Here is a 23836-nt window from a genome sequence, read left to right on the forward strand (position 1 = left end):
GCTTAGTTGTAGGTGATGCCGTACTGCACCGACGTGCTGACCAGGCCAGGCGTCGCAGCGCCCGTGGCGTAGTACTGGGCACGCAGGCTGATCTGCGCGGTGTTGTTGACGATGGCCGGGCTGGAAACCGAGTAAGCCGGGTTGGCGAGGTTGATGACTGCGCCGCTGGAATCGGTCAGCTGCACCTGCGTATTGGTCGCCTCGCCAGCCAGCACGTTCTTGAGCGCGCCGGTGGCTGCATCGATTTGCGGGCTGGAGGTTACGAAGGTCATCGTGGCAACCGTGCCGTTGGTGCAGGAGGCCTGCCCCGGCGCACCGATGTTGATGCTGAAATCCTTGGCGTTGGCGGTTGCGCCGGCGGTGGCCAGATCAGTGACCGCCACGGAATTGAGCGCCACGGTGAAGTTGCCCGAACCACCGTCGGTACCTGCGCCGCCGGTCAGGGAGCAGGTTGCCGACGACACCGCGCCGGTGAAGGTAATGGTGCCACCGTCATCCGCGGCGAAGGCCGAACCGGCCACAAGGAATCCACCGATCAGAGCAGCAACTGCAGCAAGCTTGTAGTTTTTCATGTTGTTTGAACTTCCCAATGAGGAATGTAGTGACGATCCATGGTGATCTTTGATCCACACGTTGGTCACCAGATCAGCAACCAAGCGTGGCACGCCATTATCTGGAATCGCCCATTCGCATGTTGTAGGGTTTATCTGTCACGCGTGTAGGCAATTAATGCCGCTTCGTCTTCGTAACGCATGTGCATGGCCTGCGTCTCATCGGAATGTGCTGCAAAGAAAGCGTTTCGTGCACGAACGTCGCTAGGAATGTTCCTATCTCCTTTTGCAGGAATCACCACGCAAGTACAAACGCGGATCGTTGCGATCCTCAGGCAAACCCATGTTGGCGCAGCGGTGAAAATGATTCGCTGGCATGCTGACACAAGACGTGCATCGACAAGCGTTACCGCACGCTACTACATATCAGATAACGAACCGTGAAACGAAACCCAGTGTCTTGCACGAGACCGGCAAGCAGGCACAGACGCAAATACAAATGCGAGGCGCCAGCCATCGCAAAAGATCACGGCAAAAAGTTCCGACGTGGAGAACAACACAGGAATCAATACCCGAAGGGCCGCCTGGTGCAGGCGCCATGGGATGGCCGGGAATGACTTCAGATTGAGCCGGGCGAACACCCAGGCTTGAGGCTGGAGCGGGTGAAGGGAATCGAACCCTCGTCAGTAGCTTGGGAAGCTACAGCTCTACCATTGAGCTACACCCGCGGCGCCCGGCGATGGTAACTGGCGGATGGGGGTTTTGGAATCCTCCGCCGCTTGGTTTTTCAGCCAGGGCAACGCGGCATGAACCGGAGATGGCGGCGACCTGAATGCGAAAACCAAACCGCCGGCAGCCGGCACACACCCTGTGAGACTACCCTCATACTTGGTTCGCAGCACCCCCATACACGGATGAAGTACGGGAGCGCGACCGCTTCGCGCACCACGGCACGGAGATACCTATGCGTGCACCAAGTTCTGCCATCTCGATGTCGCGCGGCTGGCGCTTCCTGCTCGCCGCGCTCTGCCTGGCAAGCATCTGCGCCATCGCCTGGGCGCAGTCCGACGACGCCGGCCAGGGCGATGCCGGCGATCCGCCCACCCGCGTGGCGCGCCTGTCCTACGCGTCGGGCGACCTGGGCCTGCTGCCCGCCGGCAGCACCCAATGGAGCGCGGCCAGCGTCAACCGCCCGCTGACCAACGGCGACAAACTCTCCAGCGGCCCTGGCGCGCGCGCCGAGCTGGAGCTTGACGGCGCCGTGCTGCGCATCAACGAACACAGCGACATCGGCGTGCTCAACCTCAACGGCCAGATCGGCCAATTTGAGCTGACCCAGGGCACGCTCAATCTCAACGTGCGCATCCTGCCCGAAGGCGCCACGTACGAGGTGGACACGCCCACCCTCGCCCTGGTGATGAACCAGCCCGGCACGGTGCGCGTGGACATCGGCCCGAACGGTGCCTACACCACGGTGTCGCTATTTGCCGGCAGCGCGGTGGTGTATGGCGAGCATCATGCGCAACGCGACATTTTCAGCGGACGCAGTTACCAGTTCGCCGATGCCACGCTTAATAATGTCGTGGTCAGCGATATCGGCGGCGGCGATGCCTTCGATACCTGGTGCGCCGACCGCGACGCCCAGTACGGCAGCAACATCGCCAGCACCCAGTACGTGTCCGAGCAGATGGTCGGCGCGCAGGACCTGGATCAATACGGCACCTGGCAGGACGACTCCGACTATGGCGCGGTATGGTATCCCTCCGATGTCGCCGTGGGCTGGTCGCCATACAGTTTCGGCTACTGGACCTGGATCGGTCCGTGGGGCTGGACCTGGGTGGACAATCTGCCGTGGGGATTTGCGCCCTATCACTATGGCCGCTGGGCTTACCTCGGCCACCGCTGGGGATGGATTCCCGGTCCGCGCTACAGGCGGCCGATCTACGCGCCGGCGCTGGTGGCTTTCGCCGGCATCGGCCATGGAGGCCCGGTCGGCTGGGTACCGCTGGGGCCGCACGAGGTCTACAACCCCTGGTATCGCGCTTCGCGCAACTACTACACGCAAATCAATACCAGCAATATCGCGCTTGGCCGTAGCTACAGCCAAGGCGCGCTGACCGACAGCATCCGCAGCCAGTACGCCTCATATCAGACCGGCCGGCCGGCAATGGGCGTGACCTACGTCAACCGCAGTGCGCCTAACGGCTTCACGGCGGTCTCGGCCCAGGCGTTTGCCAGCGCGCGGAACGTGCAGCACAACCGGGTGGCGATGAGTCCGCAGCAGATCGCCGCCGCGACCCCGATCGCGGCCGGTGCGTTGCAGCGGCCCACACCGGCAAGCTTCGCCCAGGCGCGCCTGGTGGATGCGCGCCCGCTGCCGGCGGCGGGATTCAACCGCCAGGTGGTGGCGGTGGGAAGGCCAGCGCCGTCGATCCAGGCCAGCACATCGGTCCGGGCCGGCCAACCCGCCTCGAATGTGCGCGTGCTGAGCGGGGTCGCGGCCCCCGCCGCCAACACGCGGGCGCCCGAGCAGGCGCGCTTCGCTCAGCCTGCCGCGCCGATGCAGGCGCCCGTCACCCCCCACCCGGCCACGCTGCCGCAGCTGCCGCGCTTGGAGTCGGCGCAGCAGATCCAACAGGCGCCGCGCTTCCCCTCGCAGCCTTCTCCACAGCTGATCGAGCAGCAACAGGCCCAGCGGCAGCTGTTGGAACAGCAGCGCCAGGAGCAAGCCGAGCGCTCGCATCAATATGTGCCCGAGCAGCGCCAGATGGCGCCGGATCCCTCCTACCAGCCCTATCGCAGCGTGCCGATGCCGCAGCCCTATGCGCGTCCGGAATACGAGCACTCCCTGTCGCAGCCGCACCCGCAGCAAAGCACCTCCAAGCCGCACGCCAGCGCACCGCCTGCCCACGGCGGCAATAGCAATCAGCATTGACGATGCAAATGCCACCGGCCCGGCCAACCGCCGGGCCGGTGCCGTTACACTAGGCGGATGCAGATCACTCTCAACGGCCATCCGCACGACTGCGGCCAGGACACCACCATCACCCAGTTGCTCCAGCAGGCCGGCTACGGCGGCCGCCGCGTTGCGGTGGAGGTGAATCAGGAGATCGTGCCGCGCAGCCAGCATGAAGGCCACGAACTGAGCGCGGGCGATCGCGTGGAGATCGTTCACGCCATCGGCGGAGGTTGACCCCCCACTGCCGCTTCCCCGCGCCACGCGCCTCCTATACGTTGCCCCATCCCCATGAACATCAAGACGCCCGACACCACCGACCCGCTCATCATCGCCGGCAAAAGCTACGGCTCGCGCCTGCTGACCGGCACCGGCAAATACAAGGATCTGGACCAAACGCGACGCGCCACCCAGGCCGCCGGCGCCCAGATCGTTACCGCCGCCATCCGCCGCGTGAACCTGGGCCAGGATCCGAATGCGCCCAGCCTGCTCGACGCGCTGCCGCCCACCGAATTCACCCTGCTGCCCAATACCGCCGGCTGCTACAACGCGGTGGACGCCGTGCGCACCTGCAAGCTGGCGCGCGAACTGCTGGACGGCCACAAGCTGGTGAAGCTCGAAGTACTGGGCGACGAGCGCACGCTCTACCCGGACGTGGTGGAAACCCTCAAGGCTGCCGAGCTGTTGGTGGCGGACGGCTTCGACGTGATGGTCTACACCACCGACGACCCGATCCTCGCCCGCAAGCTGGAGCAGATCGGCTGCGTCGCGATCATGCCGCTGGCGGCGCCGATCGGCTCGGGCCTGGGTATCCAGAACCGCTACAACCTGCTGGAGATCATCGAGCAGGCCAAGGTGCCGGTGATCGTGGACGCGGGCGTGGGCACCGCCTCCGACGCCGCCATCGCCATGGAACTGGGATGCGACGGCGTGTTGATGAACTCCGCCATCGCCGGTGCCAAGGATCCGGTGCTGATGGCGCACGCGATGAAGCTGGCCATCGAAGCCGGACGCGCCGCCTTCCGCGCTGGCCGCATTCCGCGCAAGCGCTACGCGTCGGCGTCCAGCCCGATCGACGGCACCATCGGCTGACGGGCTGCCGCCTTCTGCCCATAGGGGGAAGGCGACACGATTCGCATGAACGACTCCATCGACCACGACAACCCGCCTCTGCGCCGCATCCGCAGTTTTGTGCTGCGGGAAGGCCGGATGACGCCGGCCCAGCAACGCGCCTTCGAAACCCATTGGGCGCGCTTTGGCCTGGACTACTCCGGCACTGCGCAGGACTTCGCCGCCCATTTCGGCCGCCAGGCACCGCGTGTGCTGGAAATCGGCTTCGGCAACGGCGAGGCGCTGGCCTGGGCCAGCGAGCACGACCCGGCGCGCGATTACCTGGGCGTGGAGGTCCATGGCCCGGGCGTGGGCCGGCTGATGAATGCGCTGGCGGCACGGGATGCCACCAATGTGCGCCTTTACAAGCATGACGCAGTCGAAGTGCTGCAGCACGAAATGGCGCCCGGCACGCTCGCCGAGGCGCGCATCTGGTTTCCCGATCCGTGGCACAAGAAGCGCCACAACAAGCGGCGCATCGTCCAACCCCCATTCATCGCCCTGCTCGCCTCGCGCATGGCGCCCGGCGGCCTCCTGCATCTGGCGACCGATTGGGAGGCCTATGCCCAGCACATGCTTGAGGTGATGGAAGCCGCGCCGGATTGGCGCAATGCGGTGGGCCCGGGCCAATACGCGCAAAAGCCGGCCTGGCGGATCGAAACGCATTTCGAGCGGCGCGGCTTGAAGCTCGGCCACGGCGTGTGGGATCTGCTCTACCGCAGGACCTGAAATCGCACGCCAAATCCCCCGCCTGCGCGCACCAGGGGAGCGCCGGACCGGGTGAAACCCGGCTGCCCGGCCGTCCCTGCCGCACGCAGAGGGAGCGGCCAGGATGCCGCGGCGCGGAGGCCGCGCCGGGTGCGCGGCCATGGATCGGGGCCAGAGACCCAACGTGCGCATGGCGCGCGCCTTCGACGATGCGGCAACGGTTCACCAGTCCGCGTGCCCTGACGCTTATACTTCGTCGTTAAACAGGGACGAGTCACCGCGTGAAGCCAACGCTGCCCATCCGCATCCAGCCGAGCACGGCGCCCGCCAGGGACGATCGATAGTGGCGCTGACCCTCACCCCCGAAATGATCCTGGTACTGGGGCTGGTGTGCTTCACCATGCTCATGCTGGTGCTGGAGTGGATCCGCGCCGACATGGTGGCGCTGCTGGTGGTGGTGGTGATCGGCCTGACCGGCCTGATTCCCTCCGACCGTGTCTTCAACGGCTTTGCGGGTAACGCGGTGATCGCGATCATCGCGATCATGATCATGGGTGCGGGACTGGACCGCGCCGGCGTGCTGGGCCTTACCGCGCAGTTCGTGATGCGCATGGCGCGCGGCAAGGAGTCGCGCCTGGGCTTGGTGATCAACGCGGTCACCAGCCTGTTCAGCGCAGTGATCCCCAGCCAGGCGCTGGCCGCGCTGATGATCCCGGTCACCAGTCGACTGTCGGCGCGCACCGGCGTGCCGATCTCGCGCCTGCTGCTGCCGATGGCGTTCTGCATCCTCACCGCCACCAACACCACGCTCATCGCCAATTCGCCGCTGATCGTGCTCAACGACCTGATCGCCAGCGCCAACGCCAACCTGCCGGCCGGCGCGCAGACGGTGCCCAAGTTCGGCCTGTTCAGCGTGACGCCGGTGGGCCTGGCCCTGGCGGTGGCGGGCGTGCTGTTCTTTTACCTGTTCACGCACAAGCTGTTGCCCGAGCGCGAGGACGAACGCCAGAAGGTCACGCCCGGCCGTACCGAAAGCTACTTCGCCGAGACCTACGGCATCGTCGGCGAAACCGCCGAGCTGACCGTCACCGCCGAAAGCCCGCTGGTGGGCATGAGCATCGGCGAAGTGGAACAACTGCACGGCGCGCCGCTGATCCTGGCGATCAAGAGCGGCAACGACGCACGCATGGCGCCGCCGGCCGACCAGGTGATCTGGGTGGGCTCGGTGCTGGGTGTGCTGGGCCCGCGCGAGGAACTGAACCGTTTCGCCAACAACCAGCTGTGCAAGGTTTCCCCGCGCATGCGCCAGTTGGGCGAGCTGTTCAATCCCACCCGCGCGGGCATTTCCGAGGCAGTGATTCCGCCCAGTTCGCGCTTCCTCAAGCAATCGGTGGGCGACCTGCGCCTGCGCAAGCGCTACGGCATCTCGGTGCTGGCGGTAACCCGTGGCGACCACGTTTATCGCGACGATCTGCGCACGGTGAGCCTGCGCACCGGCGACACGCTGGTGTTGCACTCAAGCTGGCGCGCACTGCAGGAAGTATCCGAGGAAAAGGATCTGGTCGTCGTCACCGACATCCCGCGCGAAGAGCAGCGGCCCAACAAGGTGTGGCAGGCGGTCGGCTTTTTCCTGCTGGCCAAGAGCCTGGCGCTGTTCACCAACCTGGACCTTTCCATCGCCATGATGACCGGCGCGATCGGCATGCTGCTCACCGGCGTGCTGAACATGGACGAGGCCTACCGCGCCGTGAACTGGAAAACCATCTTCGTCACCGCCTGCCTGATTCCGCTGGGCTGGTCGATGGATTCCACCGGCACCGCCGCCTGGGTGGCGCAGGAAGTGCTGCTGCACCTGGGGCACGCATCGCCGTGGATCCTGCAGACCTCGCTGGCGATTCTCACGCTGCTGTTTTCACAGGTCATGTCCAATGTGGGCGCCACGGTGATGATGGTGCCGGTGGCGATCAGCGTGGCGGTGGCGACCGGCGGCAATCCTTCCGCCTATGCGCTGATCGTGGCCGTGTCCTCGTCCAACACCTTCCTGTTGAGCTCGGGCCACCCTGCCCTGATGATGGTGACCGGCCCGGGCGACTACAGTGCGAAGGATTTCCTACGCGCCGGCGTACCGCTGACCTTTATCGTGCTGGTGATCACGCTGATCGCGATCAACCTGATGTACCACTAGACGCCGCTTCTTTACTGACCGCCCGCCACCCTGAGCGACACACCCGTGACAACACATCCCAGCGACCCCCGCCTTGCGGTCATCGGACTCGGTTACGTCGGCCTGCCGCTCGCGGTGGAATTCGGCCGCCTGCTCGATACGCTCGGCTACGACATCGACGCCACGCGCATCGATGCGTTGCGCCGCGGCGTGGATGGCAACCAGGAAACCTCCGCCGAGGAACTGGCCGCCGCCACGCGGCTGCGCTTTGCCACCGACGTGGCATCGCTGCGCGCATGCAATGTGTTCATCATCACCGTGCCCACGCCGGTGGATGAGCACAAACGTCCCGATTTCACGCCGCTGATCCGCGCCAGCCAGATGGTCGGCAGCGTGCTCAAGCAAGGGGACGTGGTGATCTACGAATCGACCGTGTATCCGGGCGCCACCGAGGAAATCTGCGTGCCCGAGCTGGAGCGCGCATCCGGCCTTCGTTTCAATATCGATTTCACCGCCGGCTACAGCCCCGAACGCATCAACCCCGGCGACAGGCAGCGGCGCCTCACCACCATCCCCAAGATCACCTCCGGCTCCACCCCCGACACGGCGAACTTCGTCGATGCGCTATATGCGCGCATCATCACCGCCGGCACGCACAAAGCGCCGAGTTTGAAAGTGGCCGAAGCGGCCAAGGTGATCGAGAACACCCAGCGCGATGCGAACATCGCACTGATCAACGAATTCGCGCTGATCTTCCATCGCCTGGGGATCGACACGCAGGACGTGCTCGCCGCCGCCGGCACCAAGTGGAACTTCCTGCCCTTCCAGCCCGGCCTGGTGGGCGGCCATTGCATTGGCGTGGATCCGTATTACCTGATCCAGAAGGCGCAATCCACCGGCTACTACCCCGACATCCTGCTCGCCTGCCGGCGCATCAATGATGCGATGGGTCAGCATGTGGCAAGCGAAGTCATCAAACTGATGGTCGGACAGGGCCACGCGATACGCGGCAGCCGCGTGCTGGTGCTGGGGCTTACCTTCAAGGAGAACTGCCCGGATCTGCGCAACACGCGCGTCGTGGACCTGGTGCGCGAGCTGCAGAGTTTCGGTGCGGCCGTGGACGTGCACGACCCATGGGCCGATGCGGACGAGGCGCGCGGCCACTACGGCCTGGAGCTGCTGCCGAGCGTGCAAGCCAGGCACGACTACGCCGCCGTGGTGCTGGCCGTCGCGCATGATCGATTCAAAACCGATAGCGCCTACGACGTCCGCGCACTGACCATGGACAACGGCGTGGTCTACGACATCAAAGGCGTGCTGCCCAAGGAACAGGTCCACGCGCGGCTATAAGCCGGCCGCATCCACGCCAACCCTACCGATACCGGGCGCCACCATCACAGGTGCGCCAGGGCAATGCTGGCATTGCCCACCACACGCTCCCGTTCCGCTCCCGGCAACGCCTGGGCCTTGAGCAGGTGCGTGCAGGCATCGAGCGATGCCGGGTAATCGCCACAGCCATACGCGGCGATGGCGTACTCATCCATCAACTTGTAGGCATAGACATCGCTTTCGATGGCCAGGCCTTCGGTGGGCTTGGACAGCTGCATGCCTTGCCCGGCAAACAACCGCGCCCAGTGAAACTGGTGCTTTTTGCGCGCATAGACCGCCAGGTCATGGAGCGGCTCGGCGCGTTTCGGGCACGCGGCCCAGGCTTGCAAGTAGGCATGCATCACACGCTCCTCGCGGTAACCGAGCTGCACCATGATGCGGGCAATGCACAACAAGCTGACGAACAGCTCCTGCTCCCAGCCGCCATAGCGCACCCGCATGTAGAAAGCGCGAATGGCCCGCTTGAGGTCGCCGCCGCGCATGTAGCATTGTCCAAGGTAAAAGCTGTAGCGCGACAGCATGAAGGGATCGGTCTCTTCCTGCATGGCTTGTTCGATGACGCGGGCATCGTCCAGATACTTTTCCGGATCGCGATGGTGCGCGCCATCCTGCACCGTATGCAGGTGAAAACCATCGACGTCGCTGCGCGTCACCTGCGCGGGCAATACCAAAAATTCATGCACCTTGCCCCGGTAGTAACAGCCCAGCCGGGTTTCGAACAAGGCCGGCCGGCGATGCTCGGTATCGCCATGGCGAAAACGCACATCGTACACATCGAACCACATCTGCTCCTTGAACCTGCGCGCATCGAATGCGGCATCGACGTGAATCACGTCATGCGCGTCCAAAACAAGGCAATAATCGACGTCCTTGCGGCGGCGCGTCCATTCGATCGCCAAGTTTCGATTGCTGGCAAAATCGCGCCACGTATCGCGATAGACGTCGCAGTCGATGCTGTGCTTTTGAAAGAAGCGCCGGGCAACGGCCTCCGTATCGTCATCGGAGCCCGTATCGACGATGCAGGCGTAGTCGATCAACGGCAGCGCCGAGGCAAGGCAGCGCTCCAGCACCGGCGCCTCGTTGCGAACAATCATGCACAAACCAATACTTGCCATAGGTCATTCCTTGACGATGAGGCATGGAAACGGCACTGGCAACGATCAGCCGTGCCGTCCATGTTAGGCGACTTGTCCAAGACGCCGGCGATCAGCTGCTATGCGCGGACTTTCCAATGTTTGCGGTAACCGAGCTCAATGCCGAACCGACGAACGGAATGGCACTGAGCAGCGAGCTGAGCAACGACTGCAGGACTTGCGCAAACTTGAGCATGCCGGCTTGATCCTGCTGGCCGCCGCCGGCACCGCCCTCCTGACCCGAACCGGTGGAAGGCGCTTCGCGTGGCTGCGCCGCCGATGGCTGATTGGCCTCGCCTGCGCCTTGCATACGCGAAACACGGGCTTGCGGTTGAGCCGACTGGCTTGCATCGCTTGCATCGCTTGCATCGCTTGCATCGCTCGCATCACTTGCATCGCTCGCATCACTTGCATCGCCCGAATCGCTCGCGCCCTGCGCATTCCCCGCCGCCGAGCCATGCGATGGCGCCTGTCTTTGCTGGATCGATTGCATGCGCGACAAAGCACCCGAGACAAATTGAAGCAGAGACTGCAACACCTGCGTCGTCTCGCCTATCACATTCGAACCGGTTTCATTGCCCGGATCGGCGAAGGGCGGATCGTTCGATTGCACCTGCGATGGTTGGACGGCATTTTCGCCGTCCACATCGGCTGCGCTATACGTCGCCCCCTGATCCTGGCTAGGCAAACCGTGACTGGGAAAACCGTTGAGACCATTCATATCCATATTTCACTCCTGACACGTCATCCATGGTGACTACCGATTTTTGCGGCGATGGCGCGATGTATTTCGCGCCCGCCGGCATGGCCGGCGGGTCGCCGCCTTTACGTTATATCGATGGTGGACACGATGGTCTGCAAATGAGTAACCGCTCCTTGCAGGCCATCGCCTTATGGCATCGATATGCTTGCGATTTTCATCGCACCATCAATGCACCCCTTGCCTGCGATCTGGGCTGTAGGATACCCATTGACCTGCGTTGGCCAGGTACTGGTAGCCATAGGGCAGCGGTGCCGTTTGTGCTGTAGTGCTGTTTGACGGACCAGGCTGCGGACGGTTCGGCGGCCATTGACCTGCGCCGAGATTTTGCGGCTTCGTTTGCGCTACCTGACTGTACACCGGCGTGTACAGCGGGGGGTTGGGTCCAACCGGCAAGGTGACGGGGTTGTTGGGCGTTACAGTGGTTTGATTGACGGCGGGCCTGCCGTAAATCGTTTGCACGCCGGGCTTACTGATGAATGCATCAAGGTCATGCTCGACCGCCGCCTGGTCTGCCGCGGTGGTGCCTGGTACGAAACCCTTCGCCCACTGGACGGCGTTGTGCACCACACCCTTGAGGCCAGATACGACGTGGCCGCCTTTTGCACCGACATAACCGCCGATGGCACCCACTGCAAAAACCTTCAGCATGTCCTTGTCCGTCAAATGTCCGGCCGGACCCGCGTCACCTTGGTAGCCCCTCGGACCCTGAGCGCCCTTCGGACCGTGGACACCCTTCGGACCTCGCTCGCCCTTTGGACCTCGCTCCCCCTTTGGACCTCGCTCGCCGTTCAGACCTTGCTCGCCCTTCGGTCCTCGCTCGCCGTTCAGACCTTGCTCGCCCTTCGGTCCTCGCTCGCCGTTCAGACCTTGCTCGCCCTTCGGCCCTCGCTCGCCGTTCAGACCTTGCTCGCCCTTCGGTCCTCGCTCGCCGCTCAGACCTTGCTCGCCCTTCGGACCTTGCTCGCCCTTTGGACCTCGCTCGCCCTTTGGACCTTGGTGTTGGTATTGGTGATGGTAATGACCATGATGGTGCGGCTTCTCCTGTGGATGAGGCGTACTCGGCTTGCCGTAGCTCGGAGCATGCGACTGCTGCTTTGCGTGATAGTTGTAGTTGCTTTCAACGCTCCCGGCGGACAGCCACTTGCTGTCCTGGGTGCCTGGCTTCACGTTGGAAAAAAAGCCGGCACCACTGGGCGCCATATAGACCTTATCGCCGTAACTCACCGTATCGCCAGGCTTATAGGTCTGACTGGCGTTCCAGTGAGGGGCAAACTGATTCTGCCACGCGGCAATCGCGTTGGCCGATGCGCTGGTGCCTTGCGCGTTGAAGGACGATTGCGGATAGTTCGCTGCCACCGATGACGGACTGGCCGATTGCGGATAGTTCGTTGCCACCGACGATGGACTGGCCGATTGCGGATAAGTCGCTGCCACCGACGATGGACTGGCCGATTGCGGATAGTTTGTTGCCGCCGACGATGAGCTGGCCGATTGCGGATAATTCGTTGCTGCCGAAGCAGACGATCCACCAGCCTGTCCGCTGCCGGACGACGACACCGGGCCGTACGCATCGTAATGGAAATTATTGGTATAAACAGCGTTATTTATAGACATAAAAAAACTCCTGAGAACCACCAGATATCGGCCTCGGCATCGCATTGACGGGATACCGGATACATCTCCGCCCATCGGCCTCGTCGCAGCAGCACGAAAAGCTCCAGCCAAGACAAGCCGCCATCAACAGCCCATCATCAACCCTCACACCGAGCGTATCGGGCGCACTCGCGAAGGCCGATCGGCCAATGACCGTTGACGAACTCGTGGGCGACTATTGCATTGTTGAATGTGCCACCTCCTTGCGTACCTGCATCCTGGATGCCAATGGGTTGTGGCAAGTGATATCGCATTTAAAGGCGCGAGCATCGTTAACTATGTACATTCGTAAAATTTGTCATGGCCGCTCGCCGATGACACAAACGCGCGACCATCGATGCCGCTCATGCGTAGATGGCCAGCATCTGCAGGGGCGCTTCAAGCAAGATCAGCCTTCGTATCGGGCGACATATTCACCCTCATGCGAATCCTTGATGAGAAAATCGTATTTCTTCTCCTCCGCGGTAACCCCCAGCGGGATCGTTTCGTACGCAGGCACGTACAGATAGCCGTAGTCGGGGTGGGTTTGCGGCACCTGCCAGCGGGGCCAGTCCTTTGGCACGATCGTGGTGGCGTCCAGGTCGATTTCCCTGCCACGAATGTTGAGGCTCTCGGCGTCAGTAACGACTCGGTAATGATCGGGGTCGATCCGGTCCGGATGATGTTTATCTTCCGGCCTCAAGTAAATGAATTGGGCGAACTTTCCTTGTTGCAACGGATGCTCACCCAGTGCCAGGGTTTTTTCATAGGCGCCAAAATCGAAGTCAAGCGCACTCCTGTCATGAGCATTCGATCCGCCATAGACGCGGACACCCGGGGCACCGGTTTGGCGCAGATAATTGCCTACGTCCTCGAACGCGTCATCAAATAAAACCCTCAGGCGATGCAGTGCATCGACCTGTTCGCCTTTTGCCTCTGACTTGGCATCCACGCCCACCGCGGGCTGCGGGGGCAACGCCGCGCCATGATTGACGTAGTACCGGTAATTGGCATCCACAGTGCCGTGGTAGAGCCACTTGCTGTCGTCGGTACCTGGCGGAACTCCTTGATGCGTGCCGCCGACGTTAGGCGCCTGATAAACCTTCCCCGCACAAATCACCTGATCGCCTGGGCGATAGACACGGCTCGCATCCCAGCAGCCCGGTGCAACGTGCTTCAACCACGTTTGGAAATCGGTGCGCGCCCGCTCCGGTTCGCTACGTTCATGGATGTCTGGCAAGACCGATCTGCCGCGCCGGCCGACCTGAGCGCTGGGCAAAGGCGACCCCTGCGGCGGTTTCCCATCAGGAAAAAGATGGGCGATGTGCGGAAACAGGGTATGCATGGTGGTACCCGATCCGCCGGGAGGGTTGTCACCGTTCATGCCCGAATGATTCAGACCCACGACCTCGTGCGTGTTCGCATCGATCACAGGCGAACCGGACGCTCCGCCTGCCTGCGTGAAACCATGAGTGAAGTAGCGGAGTTTTCCGTTCTGGTTTGTGCCTGCGCGCTCGATCGTGGCGGGCGCTCCGTTGCTGTCGCGGTAAGCGATTCGCTTGGGGCCGGCAAAGGAGTGGTTGGGCATGTAAACCCGCTGCCCCGATTGCAACGGCGAGGCGTCGATACCCAGATAGCCGAATCGATTCAGCACCCCGCTCTGGTAGTCGCGTGGGTCGATGGAAAAAACGACCGCATCCATGCCACCGCCTGGGCCTGGCATGTAGCGGTCGCTACGGAAAAGCACCTTGTCAACGCGCACCGTTACCGGTGTCTTGACGCCCTTGCCCGACGGGTCATCTTCGAAGCCGGCGATCAGCTCGTACTTTGTGTTGCGCGGATCGGTAGGGATGACGTGCGCATTGGTCATGAACAAATTGTTCGGACCGAGGCGAAACGCCGTCTCCTGGGCTGGGTGGCCGTTGACTTTGAACACGGCTTCGGAGCGCGCGTACATCTGTGGATGAGATGCCTGCATCGACGTGCTTGAAGGGCTCTCGGCCGGGTAAGTCCACCGCGTGTTGCCGACGACGGCACGACGTGGCGGAGCGCTGGGCATGGGGGTAGTCGTTTGGGTACCGGTTGCCCGTGGCGGCGCGGGTAGATTTTTCGAAGGGCCCTGCCCGGACGGCGAAGCGGTTTGCTGGGGCAAAGTGGCCTGCCGTGTTTGAACACGTCCGCTGCGCCACCACGGGTTACGGCCCCACACCGCGCCAGCACCCTCCGGAGCAACACCCTTGACCAGTGCGGATCCGGACGCTACCGGGGTATAGATGTTGCCATTGATCGCGACACTGTCGCCATGGCGATAGGAGGCGTTGGGGTCATAGGTCGGCGGGATCGTCGCGGACCTCGCAAATCGCCCCGAATCCTGTCGCGCAATCTGCTCTTTCCATGGCCAATCCTGTATGACTACACCGGCCGGTTGCTGCGATTGGCTTGCCGATGGCCGATCCGTCGTGGCGGCAGGCGACGCGTCGGAAACGTCACCGCTGACCTGGGGCGAAACGTAATGGGTGTTGACAGGCATGCGTGATCTCCTTGCTTGACGTTCACATCGGATACTTCGCTTCTTTCAAGTCATCGGACGCCACAAGCTTCGATAAGCCATCGTGCTTCTCAGCCGACGATTGGTGGATGTGCCCGCGCGACGTATCGACGTGACGCGCCAGCATGGCCACGCACCACGCACTCAGCCGCTCCTCGTTGCTCAGCGCACGGTCGCTGCGCGTGACCCACGCGCGGCTCATGGCGAAACCTCCGCATGATGCGCGCTGAGCGCCCACGTAACGGCCAATTGAGCCGCCATGGCCGGCGCGCATCCTTGGCCGATGCGCCGCATGACCCGCGCCTGAGCTTGCGCCAGCACGGTGGAGGACACGCAGCCCTCCAACCGGCTGCGCACTTGGCTAAGCGCGTCCTCGACGCCGTTTTCCGGCCGCCGTCGAAAGAAACGCGATAGAAGGTTCATCATTGAAAGCTCCTGCAATGGATCGGCCACTGGCGATTTTCTTGGCCATGTCCGATGGGTGCGCGTTGCATCACGGTCAAGCGCGAAAGCCATTGCGCCAGCACCGTCAACGCTCCGTGCCTCCGATGGGAACGGTGGTGAATCCGCCTGTCGTCCTTTGCGTTGCCGGGCTCGTTGCCATCGTGCAGGCGGATTGCAAAATCTGGGTGCGATTGTTGCGCGCGCCTTTTGCCGGCGGTGGTATGGAGATATTCAAGCGGCAGCTTTCGTCCTCGCCGCCGCCCCAACGCACAGTCAACGTGCCTGATTTTTCCACGCCGCGTACCACCAATCGGCTGGCCTGCCCTGCAACGCCCACGCTATTGCCGTGTTCGTCGAGCACTTCGGCGCCGAACGGCACCGGCTCGCCGTTGGGCAACGCGGCGTCGATAAGCAGCAGTCGGCTGGTGTCCACCTCATAACGCAGACGCACCACACTGCCCAGGCGCGGCGCGACGTTTTGCGTGGTGCTCTTAAGCTCGACGTTGTCGGCCGCACCCTTGGGATCGAGCTCGACGGTATTGAGCTGGTACGGCAGCAAGTTGGGCACCACTGCGTATCCCGTGGCATCGACCCGCGCATTGACCGCGGCACTCACGCGCGCGCCGCCCGCGCCGGGTGCATAAACCAGGCCCACGGTATCGCCCGACGGCGGGGCAAACGTGATGCCGCCGGCATGCACGACCACACTGCCGCTGGCACCCGTGCCCGCCTGCCGGTATCCGGAGCCGTAACTGACCGAACTGGCAAGGTTGGTATGCGCGCCGTTGTACTGGCCGCTGAGCGATGCGTTGGTGCCATCGTCATGACTCAACGAAGCGTTATAGGTGAAGCGACCGTTCTCACCCAGCGACCCGTTCAGCGATGCCTGCCCTCGCTCGCCGGAGGTGTCCGCATGCGTGACGTAGCCGGTAAAGGTGGGGCGGTTGGGTCCGCGTCCGAGCGGAATGGTCATGTTGAGCATGATGCGCGTATCGCGTACCGTGCTTTGCAGCGCCGTATTGAAATAATCACCCAGCGAACCGGGAATGCGGTTGGTCAGCACCTGGCCTTGGGTGATATCGCTGCTGGTATCGCGGGTGCGCTGCACCGAAACGCTGTAGCTGATCGCCTTCCAATGATTGCTGTAGCCGGCGCTGAAGTCGACCTGGCGGCTGCGGTTGTTCCAATAGTCGCGCGAGGATGCATTGAGATACAGCTGTCCCCCATCATCGCCCAGCGACTGGTTGATCGTCACGTCCATGCGATTGCGCGGATGCAACACGTAATTGACATTGCCCAGCGCCGCCGCGGTGCGCAACGCCATGGCATCGCTCAGCCCGACGAATCCCGGCGTGGCATAGCGATACGCGGCCAGGCTGAAACTGGTGCCGGTGTCGGAAAAGCTTCGGCTATAGCCGGCCCGGTAACTGACGCCGCGCGTCGTGGCCGAACCGGGAACATGGTTGTCGGCGTAACTGATATCCGTGGAGATGGCACCGAAGGACGTATTGAACGCCATGCCGCCCAGCACCGAATGGTAGTCGCCGGACAAGGTCGCGCCGGCATAGCCGGTAAGCAGGTTGCTCAATCCGCGTTGATAGGTAAGCTGCCCGATGACCGGCATGTCGCCGGCGAGGCCCGCCTGATCCACCCGGCCAGCCGCTACGCTCCAAAGCTGCTGTCCGGGACGCAGCAATTGCGGTAACGCCGCGTACGGTTGCGTGAAGGAGCGCACGCGGCCATCAGCCTCGGTGATGTCGACATTCAGATCACCGCCATAGCCGGTGGGGTAGAGATCGTCGATCACAAATGGGCCGGGCGCTACCGTGGTGTCGTACACGATGTAGCCGTTCTGGCGTACTACGACGTGCGCATTGGTTTCGGCGATGCCATGGATGACCGGCGCATAACCGCGCAGCGACTGCGGCAGCATCTGCGTATCGGTATATATGCGCACACCGCGCAGGCGCACGCTGTCGAACATGTCGCCGGCGGTGAACGTATCGCCGACCACCAGCTGCGACTTCCACGCCGGAATGTCGTGCTGGAGATAATTGGAGGTGGTTTGGTACTGCGCGCCGGTATGGCGCGTCCAGCTCAACGCGCCAAGATGATAAAGATGCCACGAACCGATATTGAGCGACCCATTGAGGCCAAGATACCCCGTGGACTGCGTGGCACCGCGCGCGCCGCCGTTATAGACATTGGCGTTGTAGTTCAGCAGTGCGGCATTGATACCCGCATCCCACTGCGAGGGATCGATGTAACCGCGTGCGCCGCGTAGCGTATATATCTGCGGCACCGAAAGCGACAGCGATTGCTCGCCCGGATCGAACTCGGCCGTGGCGCCGGGGATGTAATCGCCCAGATCGCCGCAGAACTTGCCATTGGGCATCGCCAGGCGCGCCGGATGAGCCTTGTCGGCGGCGACCTTGCCCAGGTCGATGCCGTAGCTGACAAGCGCCGACGCGTCATAGCACGGCAGCGTAGACTTTCCGTCCGGCGAGCCGACCAGCACGATGTCGGTGCGCGCGCGCCAGCTTTTGTTGACGCGAATATCGCCGTGGTAAGTACCCGGCGGCACGTACCCTTGTTTTTCGAAACGCGACAGGTCGAGGTTCGCGCTTGTCCCGGACGACAGAAACGCGCTTTCGAACGAGACAGGGTCGGCACTTCCCGGCGAAGCCGGATCGGCCGGCGCGGCAGCCTGCGCGCGTGGCGTCAGGGCACTGAAGATCATGGCCGGGATCATCGCCCGGCGCCACGGCAATAATAATAATGGATGCTGTCCTTGCGCGGGATCAGTCTTCCTTGACGACATGAACGCCTCTCCTGTGCACTCGTGCCGAACACACCAGCGGTGCGCTCGCGAGCAGATAAAGTAAATGGAAGTTATGGGCCGACCGGCTTTTGATGTTTGCCGACCGCGCCAAAGTCATTGATGGTCTCGAAGATGGCCTTCACGTCGTTGCTGGGAAGGCTGTTCAAGTCCGGGATGGGAAACATGGCGCTCGTTCGCGGCGCCACCATGCCGCCACCGGGGTGTTCGTAGTTGCGCCCGTCGATACCGACGCCCACATAGGTAAAGTTGACGTAGTACGGCGTAGGATTGCTCGCCTGGAGCGCGACGCCCTTGCCGCTCTGGTCGGGCACGATCCTCCAGCTCAGCTGCTCGGGCGCGGTATCGGCGCTGCCTTGCAGACCCTGCGGACGGAACAGCAATTTGATGCGCGTGCGAACGGCAAACTGCATCACGCCGCCGTCACCGCTTTTCGCTTTAGGCGGCACTTCCAGCACGTTGAACCAGAACAGGGTTTCTTTGTCCTGTGGCAACGGCTCCTTCGAATACAGCACGCGAATGGCCTGGCCCTTGCCCGGATCCAAGCGAAACACCGGCGGCGTCAACGTAAAGGGGACCTTGGCCTTGTCCGGGGCCGAGCTGTCGTCGGCCCGGTTCATCCAGGCTTGCACCAGCCGCGGCCGTTTACCCACATTCTCAAGCATGACCGTCACGTCCTTGTTCTGCCCCGGATAGATCACGCGCGTTCCGCCGATCACAACACCCGCCTCGCCACGCCCCGTCCACATGCAAGCCAGCGCAGCCAGCAGCACGACGGCATGGCGCCATACGTTCGTCATACATCACCTCAAGAAGGAAAATGTCGGCGGCCAGCACCACCGCCGACTGGGATAGCCCTATCGATCAGTTGTAATCGACGGCGTACTCGATATTGGTATCGACTCGTCCGGACGTGGCCGCACCGGTGGAGAAATACTGCGCGTAGTAGGTCAAGGCGGCGCTGTTGTTTTGAACGACCACGCTCTGCAGACCCGCTTCAGACTGCCTGAGGTCGATCGGTTGCTTGTTGGCATCCAGCAACTGGATCTGCACATTCGTTGCCAGGTCGCCTTCGGCGTCAATGTTATTGTCCAGATTGCCGTTTTCGCCCGACACCTTCTGCGAGGTCGGCACGAAGTACATGCTCACCCGATGCCCGTTTTCGCAACTGGTTTGGCCAGTGCCACCCACCACCACCTGGAATGCCTTCTGGCCCGCGGTGATCCCTGCGCGCGGCAACAGGCCGGACTTGACGCCGCCCAAAACGACAGTGAAGTCGTCGATGCCGCCTTCCGTGCCGGCACCACCTTCCACCGAGCACGTACTGTCGTCGATCTGGCCTTCGAAGGTAATCACGCCGCCTCCGATTTCGTTTGCATGGACCGTAGCGATGGCCATGGCGCTCGCGGCGAGCGCGATGGCCGATGCATATTTGATGCCCTTCATTTCATCTCCTTTAACGGACTGGTTGACGCCCACCTCAACGTGGACCTTGAAAATGCACCGATGCTTTGCTTCATCGGTGCGAAAAAATGTGGCGTTCCGCTCGACCGGCAACACCTTGCCGGCGACTAACGGCGTGTTTACGACAGCACTTTCAGGCGACGCGGATCGCATCGAGGATTCGATACGCACTCACGAGGAACGGATGGACCGTGCCATGCACGCGCCCCTTCCTCTGGAGCCGGGAGCGCCGTCGTGTAAAACGGCTCGCCCCGCCCAAGGCGGTCTTGAACGCCGCGCCACTCCCCGTCATCCCTGCCGGGCAAGATAGGCCGCTACGTGAACCATCAACGCCTGGGCACTCGTGAAACCCATTCGAAAAAAAGCGACGTCCCTGTCAACTTCTCCATGACCATGGGCTTCGTCGAGCACCGGTTGCGAATACTGCACGCGGCGCGACGGCTGTTGGCGTTACATATCTACGACGTGATTCATCGCCGACGCGCCGCGATCGAAATCGCGCGACTACTGGGATGCATGGACCTGGCGGCGCGACATGCGGCGGCATCGTATCTACAACGCATGCCCGGCATGGCCATGCTTGTGCACGGGGCAACATGATCCGCACGACATATCGGGTAACCACCCGCCTTCGCCACCGCCGCCACATGATGCGACCCTTTCATCCCATGGGGCCCGACATGTCTGCACACGATCCTTTATCGCACGCTTCAGCATCTTCAGCCGGACAGCCGCCAAGTGCCGCCCATTCACATCAAGCGGCACCGATGGGGCGCGCTGCTTGCGCAGACCAGGGTGCGTCTTCGCAAGCAGCCGGTTGCGCGCCCGACGCTTACGCCGCAGCCCTGACCGCTGGCATGCCCACACCCACCCAACTGGCATCGCTCCTGCTGCGCAGCGCCTTTAGCGACCAGTGGAGCATCGATATTGGTTGCCACGACGATGCCCAGGGATGGCTAAATGAAACGGCCTTGCCCGCTGGCGTTTCGCTCGATCAATTTCAGCACGTGATGTGGCATACCGACGTCACCGCGATCTATATCGACGCGATCGATCGGTTCTGGAGCGAATACGCGAGCAGCTATCCGCTGCTGGCCAGAATCGGCCTGGTACGGGCCGCCATGCTTCAACACGAAGAAAACAGCCTGAGCGATGACGGCCGCCGGCTGGCCGCCCACCTTGCAGGCACGGCACCGGATGCGGCATTGCAGACGCTGACGCTTGAGGACTTGCGCACTCATCGCGTACCCGATCGTATGCGTGAAAGCGGCCTGCTTCGCGTGGGCGATTGCCACGCCGTGGATCTGCTTTACGCCACCGATCGAATCCGCCGCAAGACCGTGCTTTATATCCCGGGAAACGCCTCACCCTTGCACGAATTCGACAATCCCGATGGCATGAAGGATTGGCTGGCCGAACAAGCGCGCAACGAGGTCAAGCGCGATGCGCTTTCGACGCATTTCCAACTGGCCGACCGACCCGACGGATGGCTCCATGCCGGGCTGGATGAGACGCTCAAGGGCCTGGGCGCATGGCCCCAGCCGCACACCACGGCCGGCCCCTGGAACGACTGGGGACACGATTCCTCGATCGACACATTCGATCCGCACCACACCATCGTTACGGTGGCGCAGACCGATCCCCTGCGCACGCTTGCACGGCGACAAAAGGTGCGCATGTATGCCGATGCGAAAACCCATCTGGTCACCCACAACGATCTCAACCGCAGCCGGATTTTCAATATCGCCTCGGCGGCGGCCGTCTATGGTATGGCGTTGGCGCCATTGGCCTTGCTGCGGCCGGAGCTGGCCGTACCCGTGAGCGCACTGCGTGCGCAAGCGGCGTGCACGCAGAACGAACCGTGCGACCCGGCGCAAGCCGCCGGTCGTACCACGCCGCGCATCGTATTCGGCGCGCTCAACGCATCGCCTTCGGTCGCACCCGCAGCGCCGCCGGAAATCGGTGGCCATGAAGTAGACATGTAGCGCCTGCGGTCCGGTCGAAGCGGCACACAATGCATCTGATAAACGGGCGGCGTCTCCCACCAGGAATTGGCGCCCCGAGCGACGAGCGATCATTAAGGATAGATGATGAAGGGCATTGCCCGATGTAAAAAATGGGTCGCCGGCGGCGCCCTCGGCATGTTGCTTGCCCATGCGTTGACGGTCCATGCCGCGGATGTCCCGTGGCGCGACGGCATGGTGGTCTACACCGCCAAGGACAAACCGCTGGCGCAGGTACTGAAGGATATTCTTGCCACGCAGCCTTTTCCCGTCATCGTCAAACCTGACGTGCGCGGCCATGTCAACGGACAATTCCAGAAGCCGGCGCGCGCGGTTTTTTCCGATCTGGAAGCGGCCTACGGATTTACCTGGTTCTTCGACGGCTCGGCGATGTACATCGCCTCGAGCGCGGACAACATGTCCGAGGTGGTGGCCATCGCGCCGCTCAGCGGGCCGCAAGCGCTGCATGCGCTGGCCGATCTTGGCTTGATCGAGCCGCGCTTCAACGTGCGCATTTCCGGCGGCAGCGTGCTGGTCACCGGACCAAGCCGCTATGTCGAACTGGTGGTGAAGGCATTGGAAAGCGAACGCAACCGCGCTTCGCTCGCGATGAACCAGCGCAGCATGTCGATGGTCGGGGCCCTCGCGAGGCCCGTCCCGGCAACCACCGATGCCGGCATGGAGATTCGCGTTTTCCCCCTGCGCTACGCGCAGGCACAGGACAGCGTGCGCTCCTTGCACGGCAACGCCGAAGGCGACGTCGTGCCCGGCGTGGCGACGCTGCTGCGCAACCTGCTCCAAGGCGCCTATGCCTCCAGGCAGCCTGACAACAACAGCCTAATCCAGGGTTTGTCGGCCGGTAGCGCACTCGCTGCCCTGGCGCCCTTGCCGGGCCAGGATGGCGACGCCGGCGACTTGCGCACGCAGGCACTGCTGGCGTTCATCGCCGCGCAGCAAAGAAGCATCCCGCAAGCCAATCCCGCCGAAGGCCAGCTCGATCGATCGGTGCATATTCAGGCCGATGTACGCACCAATTCGATCGTCGTCTTCGACACGCCGGCCATGATGCCGATCTATGCGCAATTGATCCAACAGTTGGACCGCCCCCAACGGCTGGTGCAACTGGACGTTGCCATCATCGACATTGATAGCGAAGACGTGCGCGATCTGGGTATCGACCTGTCCCTGCGCGGCGACCACGCCGAACTCGGCATCTCCGGACAAGGGTTGAATTTTCAGTCGATCGGCGGCGCATCGCTGGACCGCTTGAACGCCCGCCTCAGCGCCCTGCAGACGCACGGACGCGCACGCGTGCTGTCGCGCCCGAAGATCATGACGCTGGACAACACCGAAGCGTTCATGGGCAATGAACAGACCTATTACATCAAGAGCAGCGGCGAGAAGTACGCCAGCGTCACGCCGATTCATTCGGGCTTGTCTTTCCGCGCCACGCCGCTGGTCATCCCGATGGACAACGCACCGGCGCGCATCAAGCTGTCGCTGGAGGTGGACGATGGCGGCTTTGTCGATTCCAACGTGGACGGCGTGCCCGGTTCCAGTCACAAATACCTTTCGACCGAGGCGGTGGTGGAAGATGGCCAGAGCTTGCTGGTCGGCGGCTTTCAATATGAAAACGTCGGCAACAGCCTGTCCGGCGTGCCGGGATTGAGCAGCGTGCCGGGCCTGGGAGCGTTGTTTCGCCGCACGCGCAAATCGCACGAAAGCGTGGAACGACTGTTCCTGATCACGCCACGCGTGGTGGACGACCGCCTCAACGATACCCCGGTGATGCAGGCCATGCTGCCCGCGCCGCCAGTCGCGCCCTCCAACCCGATGCCGTCTGTTTCGGCCACAGCGGTGCCTCCACCACCGCCGGCGCCGGCAACACGTGCGCGAAACGGGGATAGCGTGCAGTTCATGAACGTCTGGGCCACGCCGAAACGAAAGATCGATACAGCACCGCCCGCTGTGCTACCCGTGAAACCGCTGCCACCGATTCCCGATCCCCATGCCGTGCCGGCATCGAGCCAGGCCACATCCAAAGGCATCAAACCGCGCGCCGACACCCCGGGCAAACCAACGCCCAAGACATCGGGCGACAACCCCAAACCGTAACCGGCGATCTTATTCCA

At 62.9% G+C, this 23836-nt stretch carries 18 protein-coding genes and 1 tRNA gene; 9 read left to right on the forward strand and 10 right to left on the reverse strand.

The features are described 5' to 3' along the window. Window positions 1-2: 2 nt before the first annotated feature. Together VME63_RS17775 and VME63_RS17780 are read right to left on the reverse strand one after the other, a co-directional pair. Complete coding sequence (locus VME63_RS17775) at window positions 3-572, reverse strand: fimbrial protein (protein ID WP_325434796.1); 570 nt, start codon at window positions 570-572, stop codon at window positions 3-5. Between the two features lie 633 nt (window positions 573-1205). After that, window positions 1206-1279: transfer RNA gene (locus VME63_RS17780), tRNA-Gly, on the reverse strand. Between the two features lie 236 nt (window positions 1280-1515). Here VME63_RS17780 and VME63_RS17785 point away from each other — a divergent pair. From VME63_RS17785 to VME63_RS17810, 6 genes are all read left to right on the forward strand, one after another. Beyond that, the gene (locus tag VME63_RS17785; protein WP_325434798.1) at window positions 1516-3486 is read left to right on the forward strand and encodes a DUF6600 domain-containing protein; all 1971 of its coding nucleotides are present in this window, start codon (window positions 1516-1518) and stop codon (window positions 3484-3486) included. A 57-nt stretch (window positions 3487-3543) separates the two neighbouring features. Beyond that, window positions 3544-3744 carry a sulfur carrier protein ThiS gene (gene thiS / locus VME63_RS17790; protein WP_325434800.1) on the forward strand — a complete coding sequence of 67 codons (201 nt, stop codon included), beginning with the start codon at window positions 3544-3546 and terminating at the stop codon, window positions 3742-3744. 54 nt (window positions 3745-3798) lie between these two features. After that, window positions 3799-4599 (forward strand): thiazole synthase, encoded by an 801-nt coding sequence (locus VME63_RS17795; RefSeq protein WP_325434802.1) that lies wholly within the window; start codon window positions 3799-3801, stop codon window positions 4597-4599. Window positions 4600-4644: 45 nt separating this feature from the next. Next, window positions 4645-5346 (forward strand): tRNA (guanosine(46)-N7)-methyltransferase TrmB, encoded by a 702-nt coding sequence (gene trmB, locus VME63_RS17800; RefSeq protein ID WP_325434804.1) that lies wholly within the window; start codon window positions 4645-4647, stop codon window positions 5344-5346. A gap of 346 nt (window positions 5347-5692) precedes the next feature. Further along, complete coding sequence (locus tag VME63_RS17805) at window positions 5693-7510, forward strand: SLC13 family permease (protein ID WP_325434996.1); 1818 nt, start codon at window positions 5693-5695, stop codon at window positions 7508-7510. 45 nt (window positions 7511-7555) lie between these two features. After that, window positions 7556-8839: a nucleotide sugar dehydrogenase gene (locus VME63_RS17810; protein ID WP_325434806.1), complete on the forward strand. Its 1284-nt coding sequence runs from the start codon at window positions 7556-7558 to the stop codon at window positions 8837-8839. A 44-nt stretch (window positions 8840-8883) separates the two neighbouring features. On the opposite strand, the gene VME63_RS17815 is transcribed toward VME63_RS17810, so the two are convergent. The 8 genes from VME63_RS17815 to VME63_RS17850 all read right to left on the reverse strand — a co-directional run bounded on the left by VME63_RS17815 (window position 8884) and on the right by VME63_RS17850 (window position 19872). Continuing rightward, window positions 8884-9972, reverse strand: a complete 1089-nt coding sequence (locus VME63_RS17815; protein ID WP_325434808.1) for a glycosyltransferase — start codon at window positions 9970-9972, stop codon at window positions 8884-8886. 112 nt (window positions 9973-10084) lie between these two features. Next, window positions 10085-10738 (reverse strand): hypothetical protein, encoded by a 654-nt coding sequence (locus VME63_RS17820; RefSeq protein WP_325434811.1) that lies wholly within the window; start codon window positions 10736-10738, stop codon window positions 10085-10087. A gap of 201 nt (window positions 10739-10939) precedes the next feature. Then, the gene (locus VME63_RS17825; protein WP_325434812.1) at window positions 10940-12388 is read right to left on the reverse strand and encodes a hypothetical protein; all 1449 of its coding nucleotides are present in this window, start codon (window positions 12386-12388) and stop codon (window positions 10940-10942) included. A 427-nt stretch (window positions 12389-12815) separates the two neighbouring features. Then, window positions 12816-14936, reverse strand: a complete 2121-nt coding sequence (locus VME63_RS17830; protein ID WP_325434813.1) for a trypsin-like peptidase domain-containing protein — start codon at window positions 14934-14936, stop codon at window positions 12816-12818. 22 nt (window positions 14937-14958) lie between these two features. Then, the gene (locus VME63_RS17835) at window positions 14959-15156 is read right to left on the reverse strand and encodes a hypothetical protein (protein WP_325434815.1); all 198 of its coding nucleotides are present in this window, start codon (window positions 15154-15156) and stop codon (window positions 14959-14961) included. A gap of 327 nt (window positions 15157-15483) precedes the next feature. Continuing rightward, window positions 15484-18138 (reverse strand): fimbria/pilus outer membrane usher protein, encoded by a 2655-nt coding sequence (locus tag VME63_RS17840; RefSeq protein WP_325434817.1) that lies wholly within the window; start codon window positions 18136-18138, stop codon window positions 15484-15486. Window positions 18139-18290: 152 nt separating this feature from the next. Further along, window positions 18291-19037 (reverse strand): fimbrial biogenesis chaperone, encoded by a 747-nt coding sequence (locus VME63_RS17845; RefSeq protein ID WP_325434819.1) that lies wholly within the window; start codon window positions 19035-19037, stop codon window positions 18291-18293. 64 nt (window positions 19038-19101) lie between these two features. Continuing rightward, window positions 19102-19872, reverse strand: a complete 771-nt coding sequence (locus tag VME63_RS17850; RefSeq protein WP_325434821.1) for a fimbrial protein — start codon at window positions 19870-19872, stop codon at window positions 19102-19104. A 147-nt stretch (window positions 19873-20019) separates the two neighbouring features. On the opposite strand from VME63_RS17850, the gene VME63_RS17855 reads away from it, so the two are divergent. From VME63_RS17855 to sctC, 3 genes are all read left to right on the forward strand, one after another. Continuing rightward, the gene (locus tag VME63_RS17855; RefSeq protein ID WP_325434823.1) at window positions 20020-20301 is read left to right on the forward strand and encodes a hypothetical protein; all 282 of its coding nucleotides are present in this window, start codon (window positions 20020-20022) and stop codon (window positions 20299-20301) included. A gap of 257 nt (window positions 20302-20558) precedes the next feature. Further along, window positions 20559-21686, forward strand: coding sequence for a dermonecrotic toxin domain-containing protein (locus VME63_RS17860; protein WP_325434825.1), 1128 nt, complete (start codon window positions 20559-20561; stop codon window positions 21684-21686). Window positions 21687-21842: 156 nt separating this feature from the next. Next, the gene (gene sctC, locus VME63_RS17865) at window positions 21843-23819 is read left to right on the forward strand and encodes a type III secretion system outer membrane ring subunit SctC (protein WP_325434827.1); all 1977 of its coding nucleotides are present in this window, start codon (window positions 21843-21845) and stop codon (window positions 23817-23819) included. Window positions 23820-23836 lie beyond the last annotated feature (17 nt).

This window comes from Dyella sp. (assembly GCF_035503745.1).
GTDB lineage: Bacteria > Pseudomonadota > Gammaproteobacteria > Xanthomonadales > Rhodanobacteraceae > Dyella_B.

Excerpts from the sequence above, each read along its gene's own strand:
- VME63_RS17815 (WP_325434808.1), bottom strand. The coding sequence starts at position 9,972 with ATGATTGTTCGCAACGAGGCGCCGGTGCTGGAGCGCTGCCTTGCCTCG.
- VME63_RS17835 (WP_325434815.1), bottom strand. The coding sequence starts at position 15,156 with ATGAGCCGCGCGTGGGTCACGCGCAGCGACCGTGCGCTGAGCAACGAG.
- VME63_RS17775 (WP_325434796.1), bottom strand. The coding sequence starts at position 572 with ATGAAAAACTACAAGCTTGCTGCAGTTGCTGCTCTGATCGGTGGATTC.
- VME63_RS17825 (WP_325434812.1), bottom strand. The coding sequence starts at position 12,388 with ATGTCTATAAATAACGCTGTTTATACCAATAATTTCCATTACGATGCG.
- VME63_RS17820 (WP_325434811.1), bottom strand. The coding sequence starts at position 10,738 with ATGGATATGAATGGTCTCAACGGTTTTCCCAGTCACGGTTTGCCTAGC.
- VME63_RS17785 (WP_325434798.1), top strand. The coding sequence starts at position 1,516 with ATGCGTGCACCAAGTTCTGCCATCTCGATGTCGCGCGGCTGGCGCTTC.
- sctC (WP_325434827.1), top strand. The coding sequence starts at position 21,843 with ATGTTGCTTGCCCATGCGTTGACGGTCCATGCCGCGGATGTCCCGTGG.
- VME63_RS17860 (WP_325434825.1), top strand. The coding sequence starts at position 20,559 with ATGCCCACACCCACCCAACTGGCATCGCTCCTGCTGCGCAGCGCCTTT.
- VME63_RS17845 (WP_325434819.1), bottom strand. The coding sequence starts at position 19,037 with ATGACGAACGTATGGCGCCATGCCGTCGTGCTGCTGGCTGCGCTGGCT.
- VME63_RS17795 (WP_325434802.1), top strand. The coding sequence starts at position 3,799 with ATGAACATCAAGACGCCCGACACCACCGACCCGCTCATCATCGCCGGC.
- VME63_RS17830 (WP_325434813.1), bottom strand. The coding sequence starts at position 14,936 with ATGCCTGTCAACACCCATTACGTTTCGCCCCAGGTCAGCGGTGACGTT.
- VME63_RS17840 (WP_325434817.1), bottom strand. The coding sequence starts at position 18,138 with ATGATCTTCAGTGCCCTGACGCCACGCGCGCAGGCTGCCGCGCCGGCC.
- VME63_RS17805 (WP_325434996.1), top strand. The coding sequence starts at position 5,693 with ATGATCCTGGTACTGGGGCTGGTGTGCTTCACCATGCTCATGCTGGTG.
- thiS (WP_325434800.1), top strand. The coding sequence starts at position 3,544 with ATGCAGATCACTCTCAACGGCCATCCGCACGACTGCGGCCAGGACACC.
- trmB (WP_325434804.1), top strand. The coding sequence starts at position 4,645 with ATGAACGACTCCATCGACCACGACAACCCGCCTCTGCGCCGCATCCGC.